Origin of the sequence: Tepidamorphus gemmatus (assembly GCF_004346195.1) — a bacterium.
Lineage (GTDB): Bacteria > Pseudomonadota > Alphaproteobacteria > Rhizobiales > Tepidamorphaceae > Tepidamorphus > Tepidamorphus gemmatus.
In genome coordinates, this window is the sequence record NZ_SMAK01000013.1 from 21,849 (window position 1) to 39,477 (window position 17,629).

At 66.6% G+C, this 17,629-nt stretch carries 12 protein-coding genes; 11 read left to right on the forward strand and 1 reads right to left on the reverse strand.

Going from position 1 to position 17,629, the window contains the following annotated elements; genetic code table 11:
• Positions 1–14 precede the first annotated feature (14 nt).
• The 7 genes from EDC22_RS15990 to cimA all read left to right on the forward strand — a co-directional run bounded on the left by EDC22_RS15990 (position 15) and on the right by cimA (position 11,549).
• Positions 15–3,755, forward strand: a complete 3,741-nt coding sequence (locus tag EDC22_RS15990) for a nitrate reductase subunit alpha (protein WP_132807683.1) — start codon at positions 15–17, stop codon at positions 3,753–3,755.
• Complete coding sequence (gene narH, locus EDC22_RS15995; protein ID WP_132807684.1) at positions 3,752–5,278, forward strand: nitrate reductase subunit beta; 1,527 nt, start codon at positions 3,752–3,754, stop codon at positions 5,276–5,278. The genes EDC22_RS15990 and narH overlap by 4 nt, the downstream gene beginning before the upstream one ends.
• On the forward strand, positions 5,278–6,009 hold the full coding sequence (gene narJ / locus EDC22_RS16000) for a nitrate reductase molybdenum cofactor assembly chaperone (RefSeq protein ID WP_132807685.1): 732 nt from the start codon (positions 5,278–5,280) through the stop codon (positions 6,007–6,009). The genes narH and narJ overlap by 1 nt, the downstream gene beginning before the upstream one ends.
• Positions 6,009–6,743 (forward strand): respiratory nitrate reductase subunit gamma, encoded by a 735-nt coding sequence (gene narI, locus EDC22_RS16005; protein ID WP_132807686.1) that lies wholly within the window; start codon positions 6,009–6,011, stop codon positions 6,741–6,743. The genes narJ and narI overlap by 1 nt, the downstream gene beginning before the upstream one ends.
• A gap of 4 nt (positions 6,744–6,747) precedes the next feature.
• Complete coding sequence (locus EDC22_RS16010) at positions 6,748–7,590, forward strand: peptidylprolyl isomerase (RefSeq protein WP_132807687.1); 843 nt, start codon at positions 6,748–6,750, stop codon at positions 7,588–7,590.
• Between the two features lie 449 nt (positions 7,591–8,039).
• Positions 8,040–9,467: a cysteine--tRNA ligase gene (cysS, locus tag EDC22_RS16015; protein WP_132807688.1), complete on the forward strand. Its 1,428-nt coding sequence runs from the start codon at positions 8,040–8,042 to the stop codon at positions 9,465–9,467.
• A gap of 450 nt (positions 9,468–9,917) precedes the next feature.
• Positions 9,918–11,549 (forward strand): citramalate synthase, encoded by a 1,632-nt coding sequence (gene cimA / locus EDC22_RS16020; RefSeq protein WP_132807689.1) that lies wholly within the window; start codon positions 9,918–9,920, stop codon positions 11,547–11,549.
• Here the strand turns inward: cimA and EDC22_RS16025 are convergent.
• Positions 11,533–12,135, reverse strand: coding sequence for an LOG family protein (locus tag EDC22_RS16025; RefSeq protein WP_132807690.1), 603 nt, complete (start codon positions 12,133–12,135; stop codon positions 11,533–11,535). The two genes, cimA and EDC22_RS16025, sit on opposite strands and share 17 nt — an antisense overlap.
• Before the next feature lie 215 nt (positions 12,136–12,350).
• On the opposite strand from EDC22_RS16025, the gene EDC22_RS16030 reads away from it, so the two are divergent.
• The 4 genes from EDC22_RS16030 to pssA all read left to right on the forward strand — a co-directional run bounded on the left by EDC22_RS16030 (position 12,351) and on the right by pssA (position 17,613).
• Positions 12,351–13,940 (forward strand): LysM peptidoglycan-binding domain-containing protein, encoded by a 1,590-nt coding sequence (locus EDC22_RS16030; RefSeq protein ID WP_132807691.1) that lies wholly within the window; start codon positions 12,351–12,353, stop codon positions 13,938–13,940.
• 56 nt (positions 13,941–13,996) lie between these two features.
• Entirely contained in the window at positions 13,997–15,958 is a 1,962-nt protein-coding gene (locus EDC22_RS16035) for an ABCB family ABC transporter ATP-binding protein/permease (RefSeq protein ID WP_132807692.1), read from the forward strand.
• Entirely contained in the window at positions 15,955–16,671 is a 717-nt protein-coding gene (locus EDC22_RS16040) for a phosphatidylserine decarboxylase (protein WP_132807693.1), read from the forward strand. Before EDC22_RS16035 ends, EDC22_RS16040 begins: the two co-directional genes overlap by 4 nt.
• Before the next feature lie 102 nt (positions 16,672–16,773).
• Positions 16,774–17,613: a CDP-diacylglycerol--serine O-phosphatidyltransferase gene (gene pssA / locus EDC22_RS16045; protein ID WP_132807694.1), complete on the forward strand. Its 840-nt coding sequence runs from the start codon at positions 16,774–16,776 to the stop codon at positions 17,611–17,613.
• Positions 17,614–17,629: the final 16 nt, after the last annotated feature.

Sequence of the window (17,629 nt, forward strand, 5' to 3'; positions counted from 1 at the left end):
CGGAGGAACCAGACATGTCCCACTTCCTCAACCGCTTGTTCTTCCTCGAAAAGAACGTCGGAACATTTTCCGACGGGCACGGAATCACCACCCGGGAGGACCGGCGCTGGGAGGACGGCTACCGCAAGCGCTGGCAGCACGACAAGGTCGTCCGCTCCACCCATGGCGTGAACTGCACGGGTTCCTGCTCCTGGAAGATCTACGTCAAGGGCGGGATCGTCACCTGGGAGACGCAGCAGACCGACTATCCGCGCACCCGGCCGGACCTGCCGAACCACGAGCCGCGCGGCTGTTCGCGGGGCGCCAGCTATAGCTGGTACATCTATTCGGGCGCCCGGCTGAAATATCCGCTGGTACGCTCGCGGCTCCTGAAGCTGTGGCGGCAGGCGCGCGCCACGCGCACGCCGGTTGCCGCCTGGGCCTCCATCGTCGAGGACCCGAAGAAGCGCGCAGACTATGTCCGCGTCCGTGGCCATGGCGGCTTCGTCAGGGCGACGTGGGACGAGGTCAACGAGATCATCGCCGCGGCGAACGCCTACACGGTGAAGACCTGGGGCCCCGACCGCATCTACGGCTTCTCGCCGATCCCGGCGATGTCGATGGTCTCCTATGCGGCAGGCTCCCGCTACCTGTCGTTGCTCGGCGGCGCCTGCGGCTCGTTCTACGACTGGTACTGCGACCTGCCGCCTGCAAGCCCCCAGACCTGGGGCGAGCAGACCGACGTGCCGGAATCCGCCGACTGGTACAATGCGGGCTTCCTGATGATTTGGGGCTCCAACGTCCCGCAGACCCGTACCCCCGACGCGCACTTCTACACCGAGGTCCGCTACAGGGGAACGAAGTCGGTGGTCATCTCGCCCGATTATGCCGAGGCGACCAAGTTCGCCGATCTCTGGCTCAACCCCAAGCAGGGAACCGATGCGGCGTTGGCGCTGGCGCTCGGGCACGTCATCCTGCGTGAATACCATCTCGACCGGCAGGTGAGCTATTTCGAGGATTATGTCCGCCGGTACTCCGATTTCCCGATGCTGGTCAGGCTCGAGAGGAAGGGGGAGGGCTACGTTCCGGGGCGCCTTTTGCGTGCCGGCGAGTTCGAGGGCGCGCTCGGCGAGACGAACAACCCGGACTGGAAGACGGTGGCGATCGACGAGGCGACCGGCGCCATCGTCGCCCCGCGCGGCTCGATCGGCTATCGCTGGGGCGAGACCGGCAGATGGAACCTTGAACCGAAGGATGGCGCCGGCCGCGATGTGAAACTGAGACTTTCCCTCGCCGGCGACCACGATGAGATCGTTTCCGTCGGCTTCCCCTATTTTGGCGGACGTGCGACCAGCAATTTCGTCTCGACCGACCACGGCGAGATCCTTGAGCGCTGCCTGCCGGCGAAGGAGGTCAAGCTTGTCGACGGCGCGGCGCTGGTCGTCACCGTGTTCGACCTGTTCTGCGCCAACTACGGGCTCGACCGCGGCTTCGGCGGCAGCAACGTCGCGAAATCCTACGACGAGGACGTGCCGTTCACGCCGGCCTGGGCAGAGCGGATCACCGGTGTCAGCCGCGACAAGATCATCACGGTCGCCCGCGAATTCGCCACCAATGCCGAGAAAACGAACGGCCGCTCGATGGTCATCCTCGGGGCGGGCCTCAATCACTGGTACCACATGGACATGAACTACCGGGGGATCATCAATCTCCTGGTGATGTGCGGCTGCATCGGCCAGTCGGGAGGCGGCTGGTCGCATTATGTCGGTCAGGAGAAGCTCAGGCCACAGACCGGCTGGCTGCCGCTTGCCTTCGCGCTCGACTGGTGCCGGCCGCCGCGCCAGCAGAACTCGACCAGCTTCTGGTATGCCCTCACCGACCAGTGGCGCTACGAGGTGCTGACCGTCGATGAGATCCTGTCACCGACCGCGCCGGAGGGGGACTGGTCCGGCACGCTGATCGACTACAACATCCGCGCCGAACGGATGGGCTGGCTACCCTCGACGCCGCAGCTCAAGCAGAACCCGCTGACAATTGCAGCGAAAGCGAAGGCGGCCGGCCTGGAGCCCAAGGACTACGTTCCGAAGGCGCTGAAATCGGGCGAGCTCGAGCTCTCCTGCGAGGACCCGGACGATCCCGCCAACTGGCCGCGCAACCTGTTCGTCTGGCGCTCCAATCTGCTCGGCTCGTCGGGCAAGGGCCACGAATACTTCCTGAAGCATCTGCTTGGCACCACGCATGGCGTGCTCGGCAAGGATCTAGGGGAAGAAGGCCGTCAGCGCTCGACAGAGGTGAAGTGGCACGACAAGGCCCCCGAGGGGAAGCTCGACCTGCTGGTCACGCTCGACTTCCGCATGTCGACGACCTGCGCTTACTCCGACATCGTTCTGCCGACGGCCACCTGGTACGAGAAGAACGATCTCAACACCTCCGACATGCATCCCTTCATCCATCCGCTGTCGGCGGCGGTCGATCCGGTGTGGGAGACGCGCAGCGACTGGGACATCTACAAGGGGCTGGCACGCAAGTTCTCCGAGATTGCCCCGGAGGTGCTCGGCGTCGAGACCGACGTGGTGCTGACGCCGATCCTGCACGATACGCCCTCGGAGATCGCCCAGCCCTACGATGTCAGGGACTGGAAGAGGGGCGAGGTCGAGCCGATCCCCGGCAGGACGATGGCGCAGATCGCGGTCGTCGAGCGCGACTACCCCAACCTCTACAGGCGCTTCACCGCGCTTGGGCCGCTGATGGAGACGATCGGCAATGGCGGCAAGGGCATCGCCTGGAATACCAACCACGAAGTCGAGAACCTCAGGGCCCTGAACGGCGTCGTTCGCGAGGAGGGTGCGACCAGGGGGCGTGCCCGCATCGAGACCGACATCGATGCGTGCGAGGTCATCCTGATGCTGGCGCCCGAGACCAACGGCGAGGTTGCGGTGAAGGCATGGCAGGCGCTGTCAAGGGCCACCGGCCGCGACCACACGCATCTGGCGATCCCCAAGCTGGATGAGAAGATCCGCTTCCGCGACGTGCAGGCGCAGCCGCGCAAGATCATCTCGTCGCCGACCTGGTCGGGATTGGAATCCGAGAAGGTCTGCTACAATGCCGGCTATACCAACGTCCACGAGCTCATTCCCTGGCGAACTCTCACCGGCCGCCAGCAGCTCTACCAGGACCACAAGTGGATGCTCGCCTTCGGCGAGGGGCTGTGCACCTGGAAGCCACCCGTCGACCTGAAGACCGTGGCGCGCATCGAAGGTCGGCATCCGAACGGCAACCGCGAGGTTGTGCTGAACTTCATCACGCCGCACCAGAAGTGGGGCATCCACTCCACTTACTCCGACAATCTGCTGATGCTGACGCTCAACAGGGGTGGGCCGGTGGTGTGGATCAGCGAAACCGATGCGACGTCGGCGGGCATCGCCGACAACGACTGGGTCGAGGTCTACAACTCGAACGGCGCGCTCACCGCACGCGCGGTCGTCTCGCAGCGGGTCAGGCAGGGCATGATCCTGATGTACCACGCTCAGGAGAAGATCGTGAACACACCGGGCTCGGAGATCACCCGCAACCGTGGCGGCATCCACAACTCGGTGACACGGGCGACGCTGAAGCCAACCCACATGATCGGTGGCTACGCCCAGCAGGCCTACGGCTTCAACTACTACGGAACCGTCGGCTCGAACCGCGACGAGTTCGTGATCGTCCGCAAGATGAACACGGTCGACTGGCTCGAACAGCCGTACGGCTCGGTCCCCAGGGAGGCTGCAGAATGAAGATCCGCGCTCAGATCGCGATGGTCTTGAATCTCGACAAGTGCATCGGGTGTCACACCTGCTCGGTCACCTGCAAGAACGTCTGGACGAACCGCGAAGGCATGGAATACGCGTGGTTCAACAACGTCGAGACCAAGCCCGGCATCGGTTATCCCAGGGAATGGGAGAACCAGAACAAGTGGAACGGCGGCTGGGTAAGGACACCAGGAGGCCGGATCCAGCCGAGGATGGGCGCGAAATGGCGGATCCTGGCGAAGATCTTCGCCAATCCGGACCTGCCCGAGATCGACGACTACTACGAACCGTTCACCTTCGACTACGAGCATCTGCAGTCGGCGCCCGAACTGGAGGCGTTTCCGACCGCCAGGCCGCGTTCGCAGATCACCGGCGAGCGCATGGAGAAGATCGAGTGGGGGCCGAACTGGGAGGAGATCCTCGGCGGCGAGTTCTCGAAGCGGTCGAAGGACGTCAACTTCGAGGGTGTCCAGAAGGACATCTACGGGCAGTTCGAGAACACCTTCATGATGTATCTTCCGAGGCTGTGCGAGCACTGCCTCAATCCTAGCTGCGTTGCGGCCTGTCCGTCCGGTGCGATCTACAAGCGCGAGGACGACGGCATCGTCCTGATCGACCAGGACAAGTGCCGCGGCTGGCGGATGTGCGTGTCAGGCTGTCCCTACAAGAAGATCTACTACAACTGGTCTTCGGGCAAGTCCGAGAAGTGTATTTTCTGCTTCCCGCGCATCGAAGCCGGACAGCCGACGGTGTGCTCGGAAACTTGCGTCGGCCGGATCCGCTATCTCGGCGTCGTCCTCTACGACGCCGACGGCATCGAGAAGGCGGCCTCGGTCGCCGATGAAAGGAAGCTCTACGAGGAGCAGCTCAAGCTGTTCCTTGATCCCAGCGATCCTGCCGTGATCGCCCAGGCGCGCGCCGACGGTGTTCCGGAGGCGTGGATCGAGGCGGCGCGGCGATCGCCGATCTGGAAGATGGCGATGGACTGGAAGGTCGCCTTCCCGCTGCATCCTGAATTCCGGACCATGCCGATGGTCTGGTACGTGCCGCCGCTCTCCCCGATCCAGTCGGCGGCGGAAGCCGGCAGGATGGGTATGGACGGCGCCATGCCGGATGTGCGGTCGTTGCGCATCCCCCTGAAGTATCTCGCAAACCTGCTCACCGCCGGCGACGAGGAACCAATCGCGAGGGGGTTGGAACGAATGCTGGCGATGCGCGCCTATATGCGGGCGAAGACCGTCGACGGCATCATCGACGAGTCTATTGCCGCGCGCGTCGGCCTGAGCGGGCTGGACATCGAGGAGATGTACCAGCTGATGGCGATCGCCAACTACGAGGACCGCTTCGTCATCCCGACAACCCATCGCGAAACCGGCGAAGATGCCTACGATCTCAGGGGAAGCTGCGGCTTCTCCTTCGGCAATGACTGCTCGGGCGGCATCAGCCAGACCAACCTGTTCGGCGGCCGCAAGGTCTCGAAGGCCCGCAATCCGATGGAGACCGTCTGATGGCCAAGACATTCAAGGCGCTCTCGGCGCTGCTTGCCTATCCGACCGCCGAACTTCAGGCGGCGGCAGCCGAGCTCCGTCAGGTGATCGCCGCCGAGGCGCTGCTGACAGACCTCGACCAGGCAGCGCTCGCCCCCCTGATCGAGGAGATCGGCAGCGGCGACCTGTATGACCTGCAGGAGCGTTACACGCTGCTCTTCGACCGGTCGCGCGCGCTGTCGCTGCATCTGTTCGAGCATGTGCATGGCGACAGCCGCGACCGCGGCCAGGCGATGGTCGATCTGGCCGGGCTCTACGAGCGGTACGGCTGCCATGTCGTGGCCAACGAGCTGCCGGACTTCCTGCCGCTGTTTCTGGAGTTCCTGTCCGTGATTCCGGAGGCTGATGCGCGCGCGTTCGTCGCTGAGCCGGAGCATGTGCTGCGCGAACTGGAAGATCGGCTGGGACGCCGCCGGTCGCCCTATGCGGCGGTGTTTCGCGCGCTGGTGGCGCTCGGGCGGGGGCGAGCCGCGGCGGCCGGCGAACCGGTCTCCGCCGCACCGGACGTCGTCTTGGCGGTCGACGAGGTCGAAGAACTCGCCGACCTCGATGCCGAATGGGAGGAGACTGCGGTGACCTTCGGCCCCGGCGATCCGGCGGTGGATGCCTGTGGGCGCACGCGGCTGATGACGAGGCTGAGGGCCGCCAGGCGCAGCGTCGTGCACCCGGACGGAGATGAGGGGAGGGCATGATGGCAGACTACCTCACCATGGCCGTGTTCGGCTGGTACCCCTATCTCTGCCTGACCGTGTTCCTGGTCGGAAGCCTGATCCGCTTCGACCGCGAGCAGTACTCGTGGCGCTCCGGCTCCAGCCAGCTGCTGCGCCGGCGGCAGCTGATGTGGGGCTCCAACCTTTTCCATGTGGGCATCCTGATCATATTCGCTGGCCACTTCTTTGGTCTGCTCGTGCCGATCGCGGTCTTCGACTTCATCGGCATCGGTCATGGCACCAAGCAGGTGATGGCAATCGGGATCGGCGGGCTGGCGGGTATCGTCTGCCTTGTCGGCCTGACTATGCTCATTCATCGTCGGCTGTTCGACCCACGCATTCGTCGCACGTCGAGCGTCGGCGACATCGCCATCCTGCTGCTGCTCTATGCCCAGCTCATCCTCGGTCTGGCCACCATCCCCGTCTCGATGCAGCATCTCGATGGCAACGAGATGGTGAAGTTCATGGCCTGGGCGCAAGGGATCCTGACGCTCCAGCCTTCTGCGGCCGACCATGTCGCCGACGTTTCGCCGGTGTTCCGGGCACATCTGTTCCTGGGCTTGACGATCTTCCTCGTCTTTCCCTTCACGCGCCTCGTCCACATCTGGAGCGCTCCGGTCTGGTATCTCGGCCGGCAGGGCTACCAGATCGTCCGCACCAACCGCGCATCGGCGCGCATGAGGAGCCGCGTGACGGCCCGCACCGTCGTGGAGTGACGCCATGCGCCTGTTCGATGTCAGCGATCGCAGGGCCGCACCCTCGCCGCCGGCGGTCAGGGTGAACGGCACCGAGATTTCGCGCGACGAGATCGCCCGCGAGATCCAGCATCACCCGGCGACATCGCCGGGGGCGGCGCGCGAGGCGGCCGTCCGTGCGCTGGTGGTGCGGCGGCTTCTCCTCGACGAAGCGCGGCGGCTCGGACTTCAGGCCGAATGCGAGGTGGAGACGGACGCCGACGGCCGCCGCGAGACGCCGGAGGAGGCGCTCGTGCGGCGACTGATCGAAACGCAGCTAAGGGTTCCCACCCCAACCGAGGCGGAATGCCGCCGGTTCTACGATGCGCGGCCGCATCGGTTCCGCACGCCGGATCTTCACGAGGCCGCACATATCCTGTTCTCTGCCGCGCGCGACAATGCGCAGGCAGTCTCCGCCGCCGAGGCGGCCGCCAGCGGAGTGATCGCCGTGCTGAGGGGCGAACCGGGCCGATTTGCCGAATTCGCCGCCGCGCTCTCGGCCTGCCCGTCGGCAGGCGTCGGCGGGCAACTGGGGCCGATCGCGAGCGGCCAGACCACACCCGAGTTCGAAGCCGCGCTCATGACGATGACGCCGGGAACGATCTGCGACAAGCCGATCCGCACGCGCTACGGCGTTCATGTCGTCAGGCTCGACCGGCGGATCGCCGGTTGCAGGCTGCCCTTCGAGGCGGTCCGCTGCGAAATTGCCGATTACCTGGCCGATGCGGTTTTCCATCGCGCGGTGTACCAGTATCTGGCAATCCTTGCCGGCCGGGCCGAGATCGAGGGGATAACGCTCGTGACGAGCGACGGTCTGCTCGTGCAGTAGCGGTGGAGGCGCCGTGCCGGGCGGCATTCTGGGACGATCGCAGCAACCGGGTAGGGCGGCGGCTGTCCTCATCGCTCGTGGCGATCTCGCACTGGTGGCGAGGTGAACGAGGCGGTTGCGCGGTTCCACCTTGCCCTAGAGGCATCCGTAGAGCTGGCGGTACGGCGATCTGCCGCGCGGGCCGACGACACGGCGACGAAACGATGGCTGCGATCCTGCGCCGGGCCGTCGCCGACCTCCCGGACGCGGTATCGGCTGCGGCCTTCGCGCGCAAACGCGCTTGACGCGCGGCGATGAGGGGAGCATAAGCCGCCACATGACGGCTTCACGCGCCATTTGCATCCGCGCGATTATTTGTGGCTAGCAGCAACGCTGGCCGCGGCCGTTCCGTCTTTCGCTGAAAACAGGGACACTCGGACGCCCCGGCCGGCAGGCAGGTGAGGGACGACGTGATCTTGCGCCTCTACAACACGCTGACGCGGACGAAGGAGGATTTCGCACCGATCGATCCGTCGAACGTGCGGATGTATGTCTGCGGACCGACGGTCTACGACTTTGCCCATATCGGCAATGCGCGTCCGGTGATCGTCTTCGACGTGCTGTTCCGCCTGCTGCGTCATCTCTATGGCGCCGATCACGTCACCTATGTCCGCAACATCACCGACGTAGACGACAAGATCAATGCGCGGGCGGCGGCCGAATATCCCGACCTGCCGCTGAACGAGGCGATCCGCAGGGTCACCGAGAAGACCGAGGCGCAATTCCACGCCGACGTCGATGCGCTCGGCTGTCTGCGGCCGACAGTCGAGCCGCGAGCCACCGAATTCGTCCGCCGCGACGACGGGCTGACCGACATGATCGGGCTCATCGAGCGGTTGATATCCGCCGGCCATGCCTATGTGGCGGAGGGCCATGTCCTGTTCGACGTCAAGTCGTGGAAAAGCGCGGAGGGTGTTGCGCTCTACGGCCGCCTGTCGCGCCGCTCGCTCGACGACATGATCGCCGGCGCGCGCGTCGAGGTCGCTCCCTACAAGAAGGACCCGATGGATTTCGTGCTGTGGAAGCCCTCCAGCGCGGCGGAGCCCGGCTGGGACAGCCCCTGGGGCCGCGGCCGCCCCGGCTGGCACATCGAATGCTCGGCGATGTCGGCGGCCTATCTCGGCGAGACCTTCGACATCCACGGCGGCGGCATCGACCTGGTCTTCCCTCACCACGAGAACGAGATCGCCCAGTCCTGTTGCGCCTTCGGCATCGAGCGGATGGCGAACATCTGGATGCACAACGGGTTCCTGCAGGTCGAGGGCGAGAAGATGTCGAAGTCTGTCGGCAACTTCCTCACCATCCGCCAGCTTCTGGACGAATGGCCCGGCGAGGTGTTGCGTCTTGCCATGCTGCAGACACACTACCGCCAGCCGATCAACTGGACACGGGATGGCCTACGCGAAGCCCTCCGCGTGCTCGATCACTGGTACGACCTGACCTCGGATGTCGAGCCGGGGATGTACTGTGCCGATACGCTCGCCGCGCTCGAGGACGATCTGAACACCCCGAGGGCCATTGCCGCGTTGCACGAACTACGCGCCGCCGCCGCCCGTGGCAGCCGGCAGGCAGCGGCAAGCCTCAAGGCGAGTGCAGGCCTGCTCGGATTGCTCGCGCAGCCGTCAGCCGCCTGGTCCGATTGGCGCCCAGCCGATCTGCGGATCGATGAGAGCAAGATCAGCGATCGCATCGCCGCCCGCGCGGCCGCCCGCGCCGCGAAGAACTGGGCCGAGGCTGATCGCATCCGAGACGAGCTTGCCGCCATGGGCATCGCGCTCAAGGACACCAGGGACCCGGCGACCGGCGAACTGGTGACGAACTGGGAGGTCATGCGGTGATTGCAGGTCTGACGCCCCCTCACGCCGGACCTTCGCGCCACTGCCCTCCCGCAAGGCGGTCGGCGCTCCGGTCCCGGCGCTCGCGGCAGGTGCGGACGATGACGTCATGATTGCCCACGGTGGGAGATTGACCATCGGTGCGTCCGCTGTCGTCGGAGCTGGCCGCTGTCGGCCCGGCGGCCGGCCGCTGACCTTCCGCAATCCGGATTCCGGGCGCGTCAACGTCTCGATCGGTTCGATCGACCAGCCCGCCCATGTGCGGCCTCGGGTCAGGATGCCGACCGCGATGCGTATGTCGCGGCGCCCCGAACAACGCGACTGGTGTGAACCGACCAGCGAGGCCGCAGCCGGGCACGGCGGCGATCAGGATGCGATCGCCGCACTTGTCCGCACGAGCAATCCGCGGCCCCACCACGAACGGGCCAAGTGGCCGACCAGGAACGAGCCCCGATGACAGAGCGCCTCTATCTCTTCGACACCACCCTGCGCGACGGCGCCCAGACACCCGGCATCGATTTCTCGGTCGAGGACAAGATCCTGATCACCTCGCTGATCGAGCGCGCCGGCATCGACTACATCGAGGGCGGCTGGCCCGGCGCCAATCCCACCGATACCGAGTTCTTTGCGCAGAAGCGTACCCGGCGCGCGGTCTTTACCGCCTTCGGCATGACCAAGCGTGCCGGCCGTTCGCTGTCCAATGATCCGGGCCTGTTGGCAGTGCTGCAGGCCGAGGCCGACGCGGTCTGCCTCGTGGCCAAGACCTGGGACTTCCATGTCACCGTGGCGCTTGGCACGACGCTCAACGACAATCTCCAGGCGATCCGGGAGTCGATCGGGGCGGTTCGCGCCTGCGGACGCGAGCCGATGCTCGATTGCGAGCACTTCTTCGACGGCTGGAAGCACAATCGCGACTATGCGCTCGCCTGCGCGGTCGCCGCCTGCGAGGCCGGTGCGCGGTGGGTCGTGCTGTGCGACACAAACGGCGGCACGTTGCCTGAGGAGGTCGAGGCGATCGTTGCCGAGGTCGCGCGTCACGTTCCCGGAGACCGGCTCGGCATTCACGCCCATGACGACACCGGCAATGCGGTGGCCAATTCGCTCGCCGCCGTCCGTGCCGGTGCGCGCCAGATCCAGGGCACCCTGAACGGCATCGGCGAACGCTGCGGCAACGCCAATCTGGTGACGCTGATTCCGACCCTGAAACTGAAGGCGGGCTACGCCGATCGCTTCGAGACGGGCGTTTCCGACGATCAGCTCGCCCACCTTACCCAGATCTCCCGTGCCTTCAACGAGATGCTGAACCGCGCCCCGGCCCGCCAGGCGCCCTATGTCGGCGAGGCCGCCTTTGCCACCAAGGCCGGTCTGCATGCCTCAGCGATCCTCAAGGATCCGGCGACCTACGAACACGTCGCACCGGAAACCGTCGGCAATCGCCGCCGGGTGCTGGTCTCCGATCAGGCGGGGCGCTCCAACGTGTTGGCTGAACTGGAGCGGCTCGGCATCCCCGCAGATCGCGACGACCCGCGTATCGGCACGCTGCTTGACGAGGTCAAGCGCCGCGAGGCGGAAGGCTGGGCCTACGAAGCGGCGGACGCGTCGTTCGAACTGCTCGCCCGCCGGGCGCTTGGCAGCGTGCCTGAGTTCTTTCGCGTCGAAAGCTTCCGTGTCCTGGTCGAACGCCGCTATAACGCCATCGGCGAACTGGTCACGGTCTCGGAGGCGACGGTCAAGATCACCGTCGACGGCGAGACGCTGATGTCGGTGGGCGAGGGTAACGGCCCCGTCAACGCCCTCGACCGGGCGATCCGCAAGGATCTCGGCCGCTTCCAGAGCTTCATCGAGGATCTGGAACTCGCCGACTACAAGGTGCGCATCCTCAATGGCGGGACCGGCGCCACGACGCGCGTGCTGATCGAGAGCCGCGATGCATCCGGCAATCGCTGGTCGACCGTCGGCGTGTCGCCAAACATCGTCGACGCCTCGTTTCAGGCGCTGGTGGATTCGATCACCTGGAAGCTCCTCAAGGCCGGCGCGGCGCCGGGCCGGGCCGTGGCCGGCCCCGCCCTCACATCCGTCCGGTGACCTCCGCGTCGGCGCGCGTCTCGGCCGGGACCTCCGCCAGCCGACGGCGCAGCCGGGGAATGATCTCGTCGATCTCGTCGACGACGAGATAATCGACCTCGAGTCCGGGCCGGATGAACGTCTCGGCCCGCATGTGGGCGAGCAGCGCATTCAGCGGGCCCCAATAGCCATCGACATTGGCGAGCGCGATCGGCTTGGTGTGACGTCCGAGCTGGGCCCAGGTCAGCATCTCGACCGTTTCCTCGAGCGTGCCCAGACCGCCGGGCAGCGCGACGAACGCATCCGACCTTTCGAACATGAGCCGCTTGCGCTCGTGCATGTCCTCGGTGACGATCAGCTCCTGGACGGCCTCGAGCATCCGCTCGCGCTCGGTAAGGAACCTCGGAATGATCCCCGTGACGGTGCCGCCATGGAGGAGAACGGATCGTGCGACCGTCCCCATCAGGCCAAGGCTGCCGCCGCCATAGACGAGGCCGATTCCGGCTTCCGCCATGCGTCGCCCGAGCCGTTCCGCAGCCTCGCCGAATTTCGGATTGAGGCCGCTGCCCGATCCGCAGTAGACGCAGATGTTGTCGAGTTTGCTCATGGTCCTCGTCGATGTTCGGCCCCGTGGGCGGTGGCGGTGGACGATACCGGCATTTTGTGTTGCCGGCCTTGTCCTTTCATTCTCCAACATATAGGTGAGGTGTGAACGGGTGATACGCCGACATTGGGGGGATGGCGCCCGCCGCGGGCGTTCGACCCTCGCCCCCACGTTCCGTCGCGCCCCGTAACGCCATCGTGCGGAGGGCCGGTCTCCAAATGCCCCTGTCGATCAAACTCATCGTCTACATCATCGCCGGCTTTGCCGCGCTCGGCGCAGGCCTCTATGGGATCTACGAAGGGACCGACCTGCTGAAGCGGTCCGAGGTCGCCGAGCAGCCGGCGCCGGTGAACGACGAGGCGCCGACCACCGCCGGCCCGGCCAAGACCATCGCCCCAACCTTCGATCTCGTCCGTGTCGAACCGACCGGCGAGATCGTCGCGGCGGGACAATCGTCCGGCGGCGCGCGCGTCGAACTGGTGCTGACGGACGAGGTGCTTGCGGAAGCGACCGCGAATGCCGGTGGCGAGTGGGCGCTCGTCTCCGACCGAACGCTGGCACCGGGGTCTTACGACCTGCTGGTCCGCGCCACCGGCCCGGATGGCACCGGCGAGATGGTCGAAGGGGATCGTGTCACGGTGGTGATCGAGGGGCCGGACCGCACGCCCCTCGTCGCGGTGACGCCGCCGGACCAGCCGACACGGGTCGTGCAGCACCCCGAGGCCAGCGAGCAGCAGGTTGTCGCGGCCGGGCAGACCGCGGCGCCGGAGACCGAGGCGCCTGCCACGGCGCCGGATACTGCGGTCGCATCCGGCATGGACCGCGCCCCGGATGCCGCCGCGCCGGCAGCGCCGGAGCCTGCGGCCGGAGAGCAGGGAGCGCCGACGGTTGTGGCAGCGACCGCGGACGGATCGGATCAGACACCCCCTGCGCCAGCAGCAGGGTCGGCGCCGGCCGCCGCTGCCCCGGCGACGGAACGGGGTGCGCCCGCGCCCGCATCGGCGGCGTCCGGCCAGTCCACCGTACCAGCGACCGGGGAGCGCGTGGCCGCTGCCGCCGACGACGAGCCCGCGGCCAACTCCGAACCCGGAGAGGTCGCCGAAATGCGGTCTGGGCCGCAGCCGCAGGAGACGGCAGCCGGTGGCCAGCCGGTCGCCGCGCCCGCGGCCGACCCGCCACCGCCATCTTCGCCGCTGGTTGCGGACAGCCCGTCCGATTCGGACGTTCAGGTGAGCATCGAGACCGTCGAGGTCGAGGAGCCGGCGACGCTGATGCTGGGCGGACGCGCCAGGGAGGGCGCATCGGTGCGCATCTATCTGAACAACGAACGTCTCGCGGACCTGAAGGCCGGCGCCACGGGGCGCTGGAGCGGGACCCTCGAGCGGGCGATGCCGCCGGGCCGCTACGAGGTGCGCGCCGACGTCATAGATGAGCAGGGAAATGTGCTTGGTCGAGCCGAAGTGCGCTTCGACCGGCTGCAGGTTGCGCTCGAGGAGGAGCAGGCCGCGCAGGAGACCGGCGAGCCGGCGAGCGACGGCTCGGGCATCACCATCGTGGCGCGCGGCGACCAGGCAGGGCAGGTCGCCCCCGCCGGCCAGCCAGGCGCCTCCGGCCAGAGTTCGGTCATCATGATCAGCCGAGGAGACAATCTGTGGCGCATTGCCCGCAAGATCTATGGCAAGGGCATCCGCCACACGGTCATCTACGAGGCCAACAAGAACCAGATCCGCAATCCGCATCTCATCTATCCGGGACAGGTCTTCACGATCCCTGTCCTGGAGGAAGATGACGATCGACCCAAGGGTTGAGAGGGGCCGAACCGGCGCCGTGGCGGCCGCGTGCAGCAGCGGCCGCCTCCCCCGACATGGCGATCAACCGAGTGAGTGACAGCGTAGCCCCTGCCCATCCCCGGGCACGCCGCATCGATGCCGAGGCGTCCACCTTCGGCACGCTGCGTGATCTGTGGCCCTACATCTGGCCCGGCGGCCGACCGGATCTGAAGCTGCGCGCCGTGATCGCGCTTGCCTTGCTGCTGGCGGCCAAGATCGTCACGGTGCTGGTCCCCTACGTCTACAAGTGGGCGGTGGACGCGCTCAACGATCCGGCCGGATTTGCTGCGGGAGTGCCCGAGGCGCTCAAGTTCGCAGCCGTGCCGCTGGCCCTCGTCGTCGCCTACGGCGTCGCGCGCGTATCGATGGCAGGCTTCACCCAGGCGCGCGACGCCTTGTTCGCCAGGGTCGGCCAGCACGCCGTGCGCGAACTCGCCTACAGGACCTTCGAGCACATGCACCGCCTATCCCTGCGCTTCCACCTGGAGCGCCGCACCGGCGGGTTGAGCCGCATCATCGAGCGCGGCACCAAGGGCATCGAGGAGATCGTCCGGCTCGCGATCCTGGCGCTGATCCCGACCATCGTCGAGTTCGTGCTGGTGGCCATGGTCGTCGCCTGGCAGTTCGACCTGAACTACGTCTGGGTTCTGCTGGCGATGATCGCCGCCTATCTCGCCTTCACCGTCTGGGCGAGCAACCGCCGGATCGCCATCCGCCGGGTGATGAACGACTCCGACAACGACGCGAGCTTCAAGGCCGTCGACAGCCTCCTGAACTACGAGACGGTCAAGTACTTCGGCAATGAACGGATGGAGGCCGAGCGCTACGACCGCTCCATGGCCCGCTACGAGGCCGCTGCGATCCGCACCTGGACCTCGCTGGCGATGCTGAACATGGGGCAGGCGGTCATCTTCACCGCCGGCATGACCGCCTGCATGCTGATGTCGGCGTCGGCCGTGGTTGCGGGCAGCCAGAGCGTCGGTGACTTCGTGATGATCAACGCGCTGCTGATCCAGCTCTACATGCCGCTGAACTTTCTCGGCACGCTGTACCGCGAGATGAAGCAGGGGCTCGTCGACGTCGAAACCATGTTCGGCCTTCTGGATCAGGATCCCGAGGTGGCTGACCGGCCGGACGCGCGGCCGCTTGTGGTTTCCGAGGGAACCGTCCGCTTCGAGGACGTCCGCTTCCACTACAGCCCCGACCGGCCGATCCTGCACGGCATCAGCTTCGAGGTGCCGGCCGGGCGGATGGTGGCGATCGTCGGTCCGAGCGGAGCAGGCAAGTCGACGATCTCGCGCATCCTGTTCCGCTTCTACGATGTCGCGGGCGGCCGGGTGACGATCGACGGTCAGGATATCCGCGAGGTGACTCAGGAGTCGCTGCGCCGGGCGATCGGCATGGTTCCGCAGGATGCCGTGCTGTTCAATGACACCATCCTCTACAACATCCGCTATGGCCGCCCCGATGCAACCCGGGAGGAGGTCGAGGAGGCGGCCCGGCTGGCGCAGATCGACTCCTTCATCCGCCAGTTGCCCGCAGGCTACGATACCGAGGTGGGGGAACGCGGACTCAAGCTGTCGGGTGGCGAGAAGCAGCGCATCGCCATCGCGCGTACCATTCTCAAGGGGCCGCCGATCCTGATCCTCGATGAGGCGACCTCAGCACTCGACACCCACACCGAGAAGGAGATACAGGCTGCCCTCGGCGTGGTCGCACGCGGCCGCACCACGCTGATGATCGCACATCGGCTCTCGACGGTGGTCGATGCGGACGAGATCATCGTCCTGGAAAGGGGTCGAATCGTCGAGAAGGGACATCATGCCGATCTGCTGGCCAAGGGGGGCATCTATGCGGGCATGTGGAACCGCCAGCGCGAGGCGGCAGAGGCGGCCGAGCGCCTCCGGCGTACGGTCGAGGAGGACGCCGAAGGGTATCTGGACTTGAACCGCAGACGGGCCGGGCAGGATCCGGCCGCGCCGGGAGCCGGGGAATGATCGACTCGCTGATATCGAGCATCCGCAAGACCGTCGTGCCGGTCCACCGTGAGGCGAGGCCCTTCCTGCTGATCTGCGCCGTCGCGGCACTGATCCTGTTCGTCCTGTCCTCGCCTTTCGCCTGGCTGGCCGTGCTGCTCGGACTTTGGGTGGCCTACTTCTTCCGCGATCCCGTCCGCGTCACGCCGGTCGCGCCGGGGTTGGTGGTCAGCGGTGCCGACGGGCGCGTCTCGTCGGTCGCCGAGGCTGTGCCGCCGCCCGAGCTCGGGCTCGGCGACCGGCCGCTGCCGCGCGTCTCGGTCTTCATGAATGTCTTCAACGTCCATGTGAACCGCGCGCCGGTGTCCGGCCGGATCGCCAGGATCGCCTATCGACCGGGGGCATTCCTGAATGCCGATCTCGACAAGGCGAGCGAGGACAACGAGCGCAATTGCTTCCGGATCGAGACCGATGCCGGCGCCACAATCGGCGTCGTGCAGATCGCAGGTCTGGTGGCGCGCCGCATCGTCTGCTTCGTGCGGGAGGGAGAGGCGGTGGTTGCCGGAGATCGGATCGGGCTGATCCGCTTCGGCAGCCGGGTGGACCACTATCTGCCGCCCGGCACCAGGCCACTGGTCACCGTCGGGCAGACCGCAATCGCGGGAGAAACGGTGATCGCTGATCTCGGCGCGGACCGCGCCGGAACCGCCGAACGCACCTACCGCGTGTCGTGACCCGTCCGATTGCGGTGTCGGATCGACGCCTTCTGGGCTAATAGGTCGGATCGCCCGACCGGATGAGGCCGAGCGAGGCGACCGAGGAGTAGCGGACCCGCAATGTCGATGCCATTCCCACCCTTCGAGCCCGATGCGCCGGTCGGCCGCCACCGGCGCATCCGCCGCGTGCCGCTCCGCATGCTGCTGCCCAGCATTCTGACGCTGCTGGCGCTGTGCAGCGGGCTGACCTCGATCCGCATGAGTTTCGAGGGCCGTTTCGAGATCGCCATCGCCGCGATCGTGCTGGCTGCCGTCCTGGATGCGCTGGACGGTCGCGTCGCCCGCTTTCTGAAATCGACCTCGCGCTTCGGCGCCGAACTCGACTCTCTTGCCGACTTCGTCAATTTCGGCGTGGCGCCTGCGATCCTGCTCTATGCCTGGGTGCTGAACGGGCTGGGCAATATCGGCTGGATCGCCGGACTGGTCTTTGCGGTGTGCGCCGCTCTCCGGCTGGCCCGTTTCAACGTCCAGCTTGACGATCCCGGCCGGCCGGCCTGGGCGGGCGACTTCTTCACCGGCGTGCCCGCCCCTGCCGGGGCGCTGACCGTGCTCCTGCCGGTCTATCTGCACCTTTCCGGCCTGCCGGCGTTCGAGGCGGAAGCGCCGTTGGTGCTCATCTACGAACTGGCCATCGCCTTCCTGATGATCAGCCGCCTGCCGACCTTTTCCGGCAAGCGGATCGGCGAACGCATCCCGCGCGACATGGTACTGCCGGTATTCATGGGGGTCGTGCTGCTCGTCGCAGTGCTGATCGCGTTTCCGTGGCCAACCCTGACGGCGGCGACGCTCGCCTATCTCGCCGCGCTCCCCTTCGCCTACAGTGCGCACCGCAAGCGCGCGGCAGCTCATGCCGAGCAGGATAGGGCGGAGTCGGGGGAGGGGGCTGCGGGCGGACAGTGATCATCCGCGCGCTGCC

Excerpts from the sequence above, each read along its gene's own strand:
- narH (WP_132807684.1), top strand. The coding sequence starts at position 3,752 with ATGAAGATCCGCGCTCAGATCGCGATGGTCTTGAATCTCGACAAGTGC.
- EDC22_RS16040 (WP_132807693.1), top strand. The coding sequence starts at position 15,955 with ATGATCGACTCGCTGATATCGAGCATCCGCAAGACCGTCGTGCCGGTC.
- EDC22_RS16030 (WP_132807691.1), top strand. The coding sequence starts at position 12,351 with ATGCCCCTGTCGATCAAACTCATCGTCTACATCATCGCCGGCTTTGCC.
- EDC22_RS16035 (WP_132807692.1), top strand. The coding sequence starts at position 13,997 with ATGGCGATCAACCGAGTGAGTGACAGCGTAGCCCCTGCCCATCCCCGG.
- EDC22_RS15990 (WP_132807683.1), top strand. The coding sequence starts at position 15 with ATGTCCCACTTCCTCAACCGCTTGTTCTTCCTCGAAAAGAACGTCGGA.
- EDC22_RS16025 (WP_132807690.1), bottom strand. The coding sequence starts at position 12,135 with ATGAGCAAACTCGACAACATCTGCGTCTACTGCGGATCGGGCAGCGGC.
- EDC22_RS16010 (WP_132807687.1), top strand. The coding sequence starts at position 6,748 with ATGCGCCTGTTCGATGTCAGCGATCGCAGGGCCGCACCCTCGCCGCCG.
- narI (WP_132807686.1), top strand. The coding sequence starts at position 6,009 with ATGGCAGACTACCTCACCATGGCCGTGTTCGGCTGGTACCCCTATCTC.
- cimA (WP_132807689.1), top strand. The coding sequence starts at position 9,918 with ATGACAGAGCGCCTCTATCTCTTCGACACCACCCTGCGCGACGGCGCC.
- narJ (WP_132807685.1), top strand. The coding sequence starts at position 5,278 with ATGGCCAAGACATTCAAGGCGCTCTCGGCGCTGCTTGCCTATCCGACC.
- pssA (WP_132807694.1), top strand. The coding sequence starts at position 16,774 with ATGTCGATGCCATTCCCACCCTTCGAGCCCGATGCGCCGGTCGGCCGC.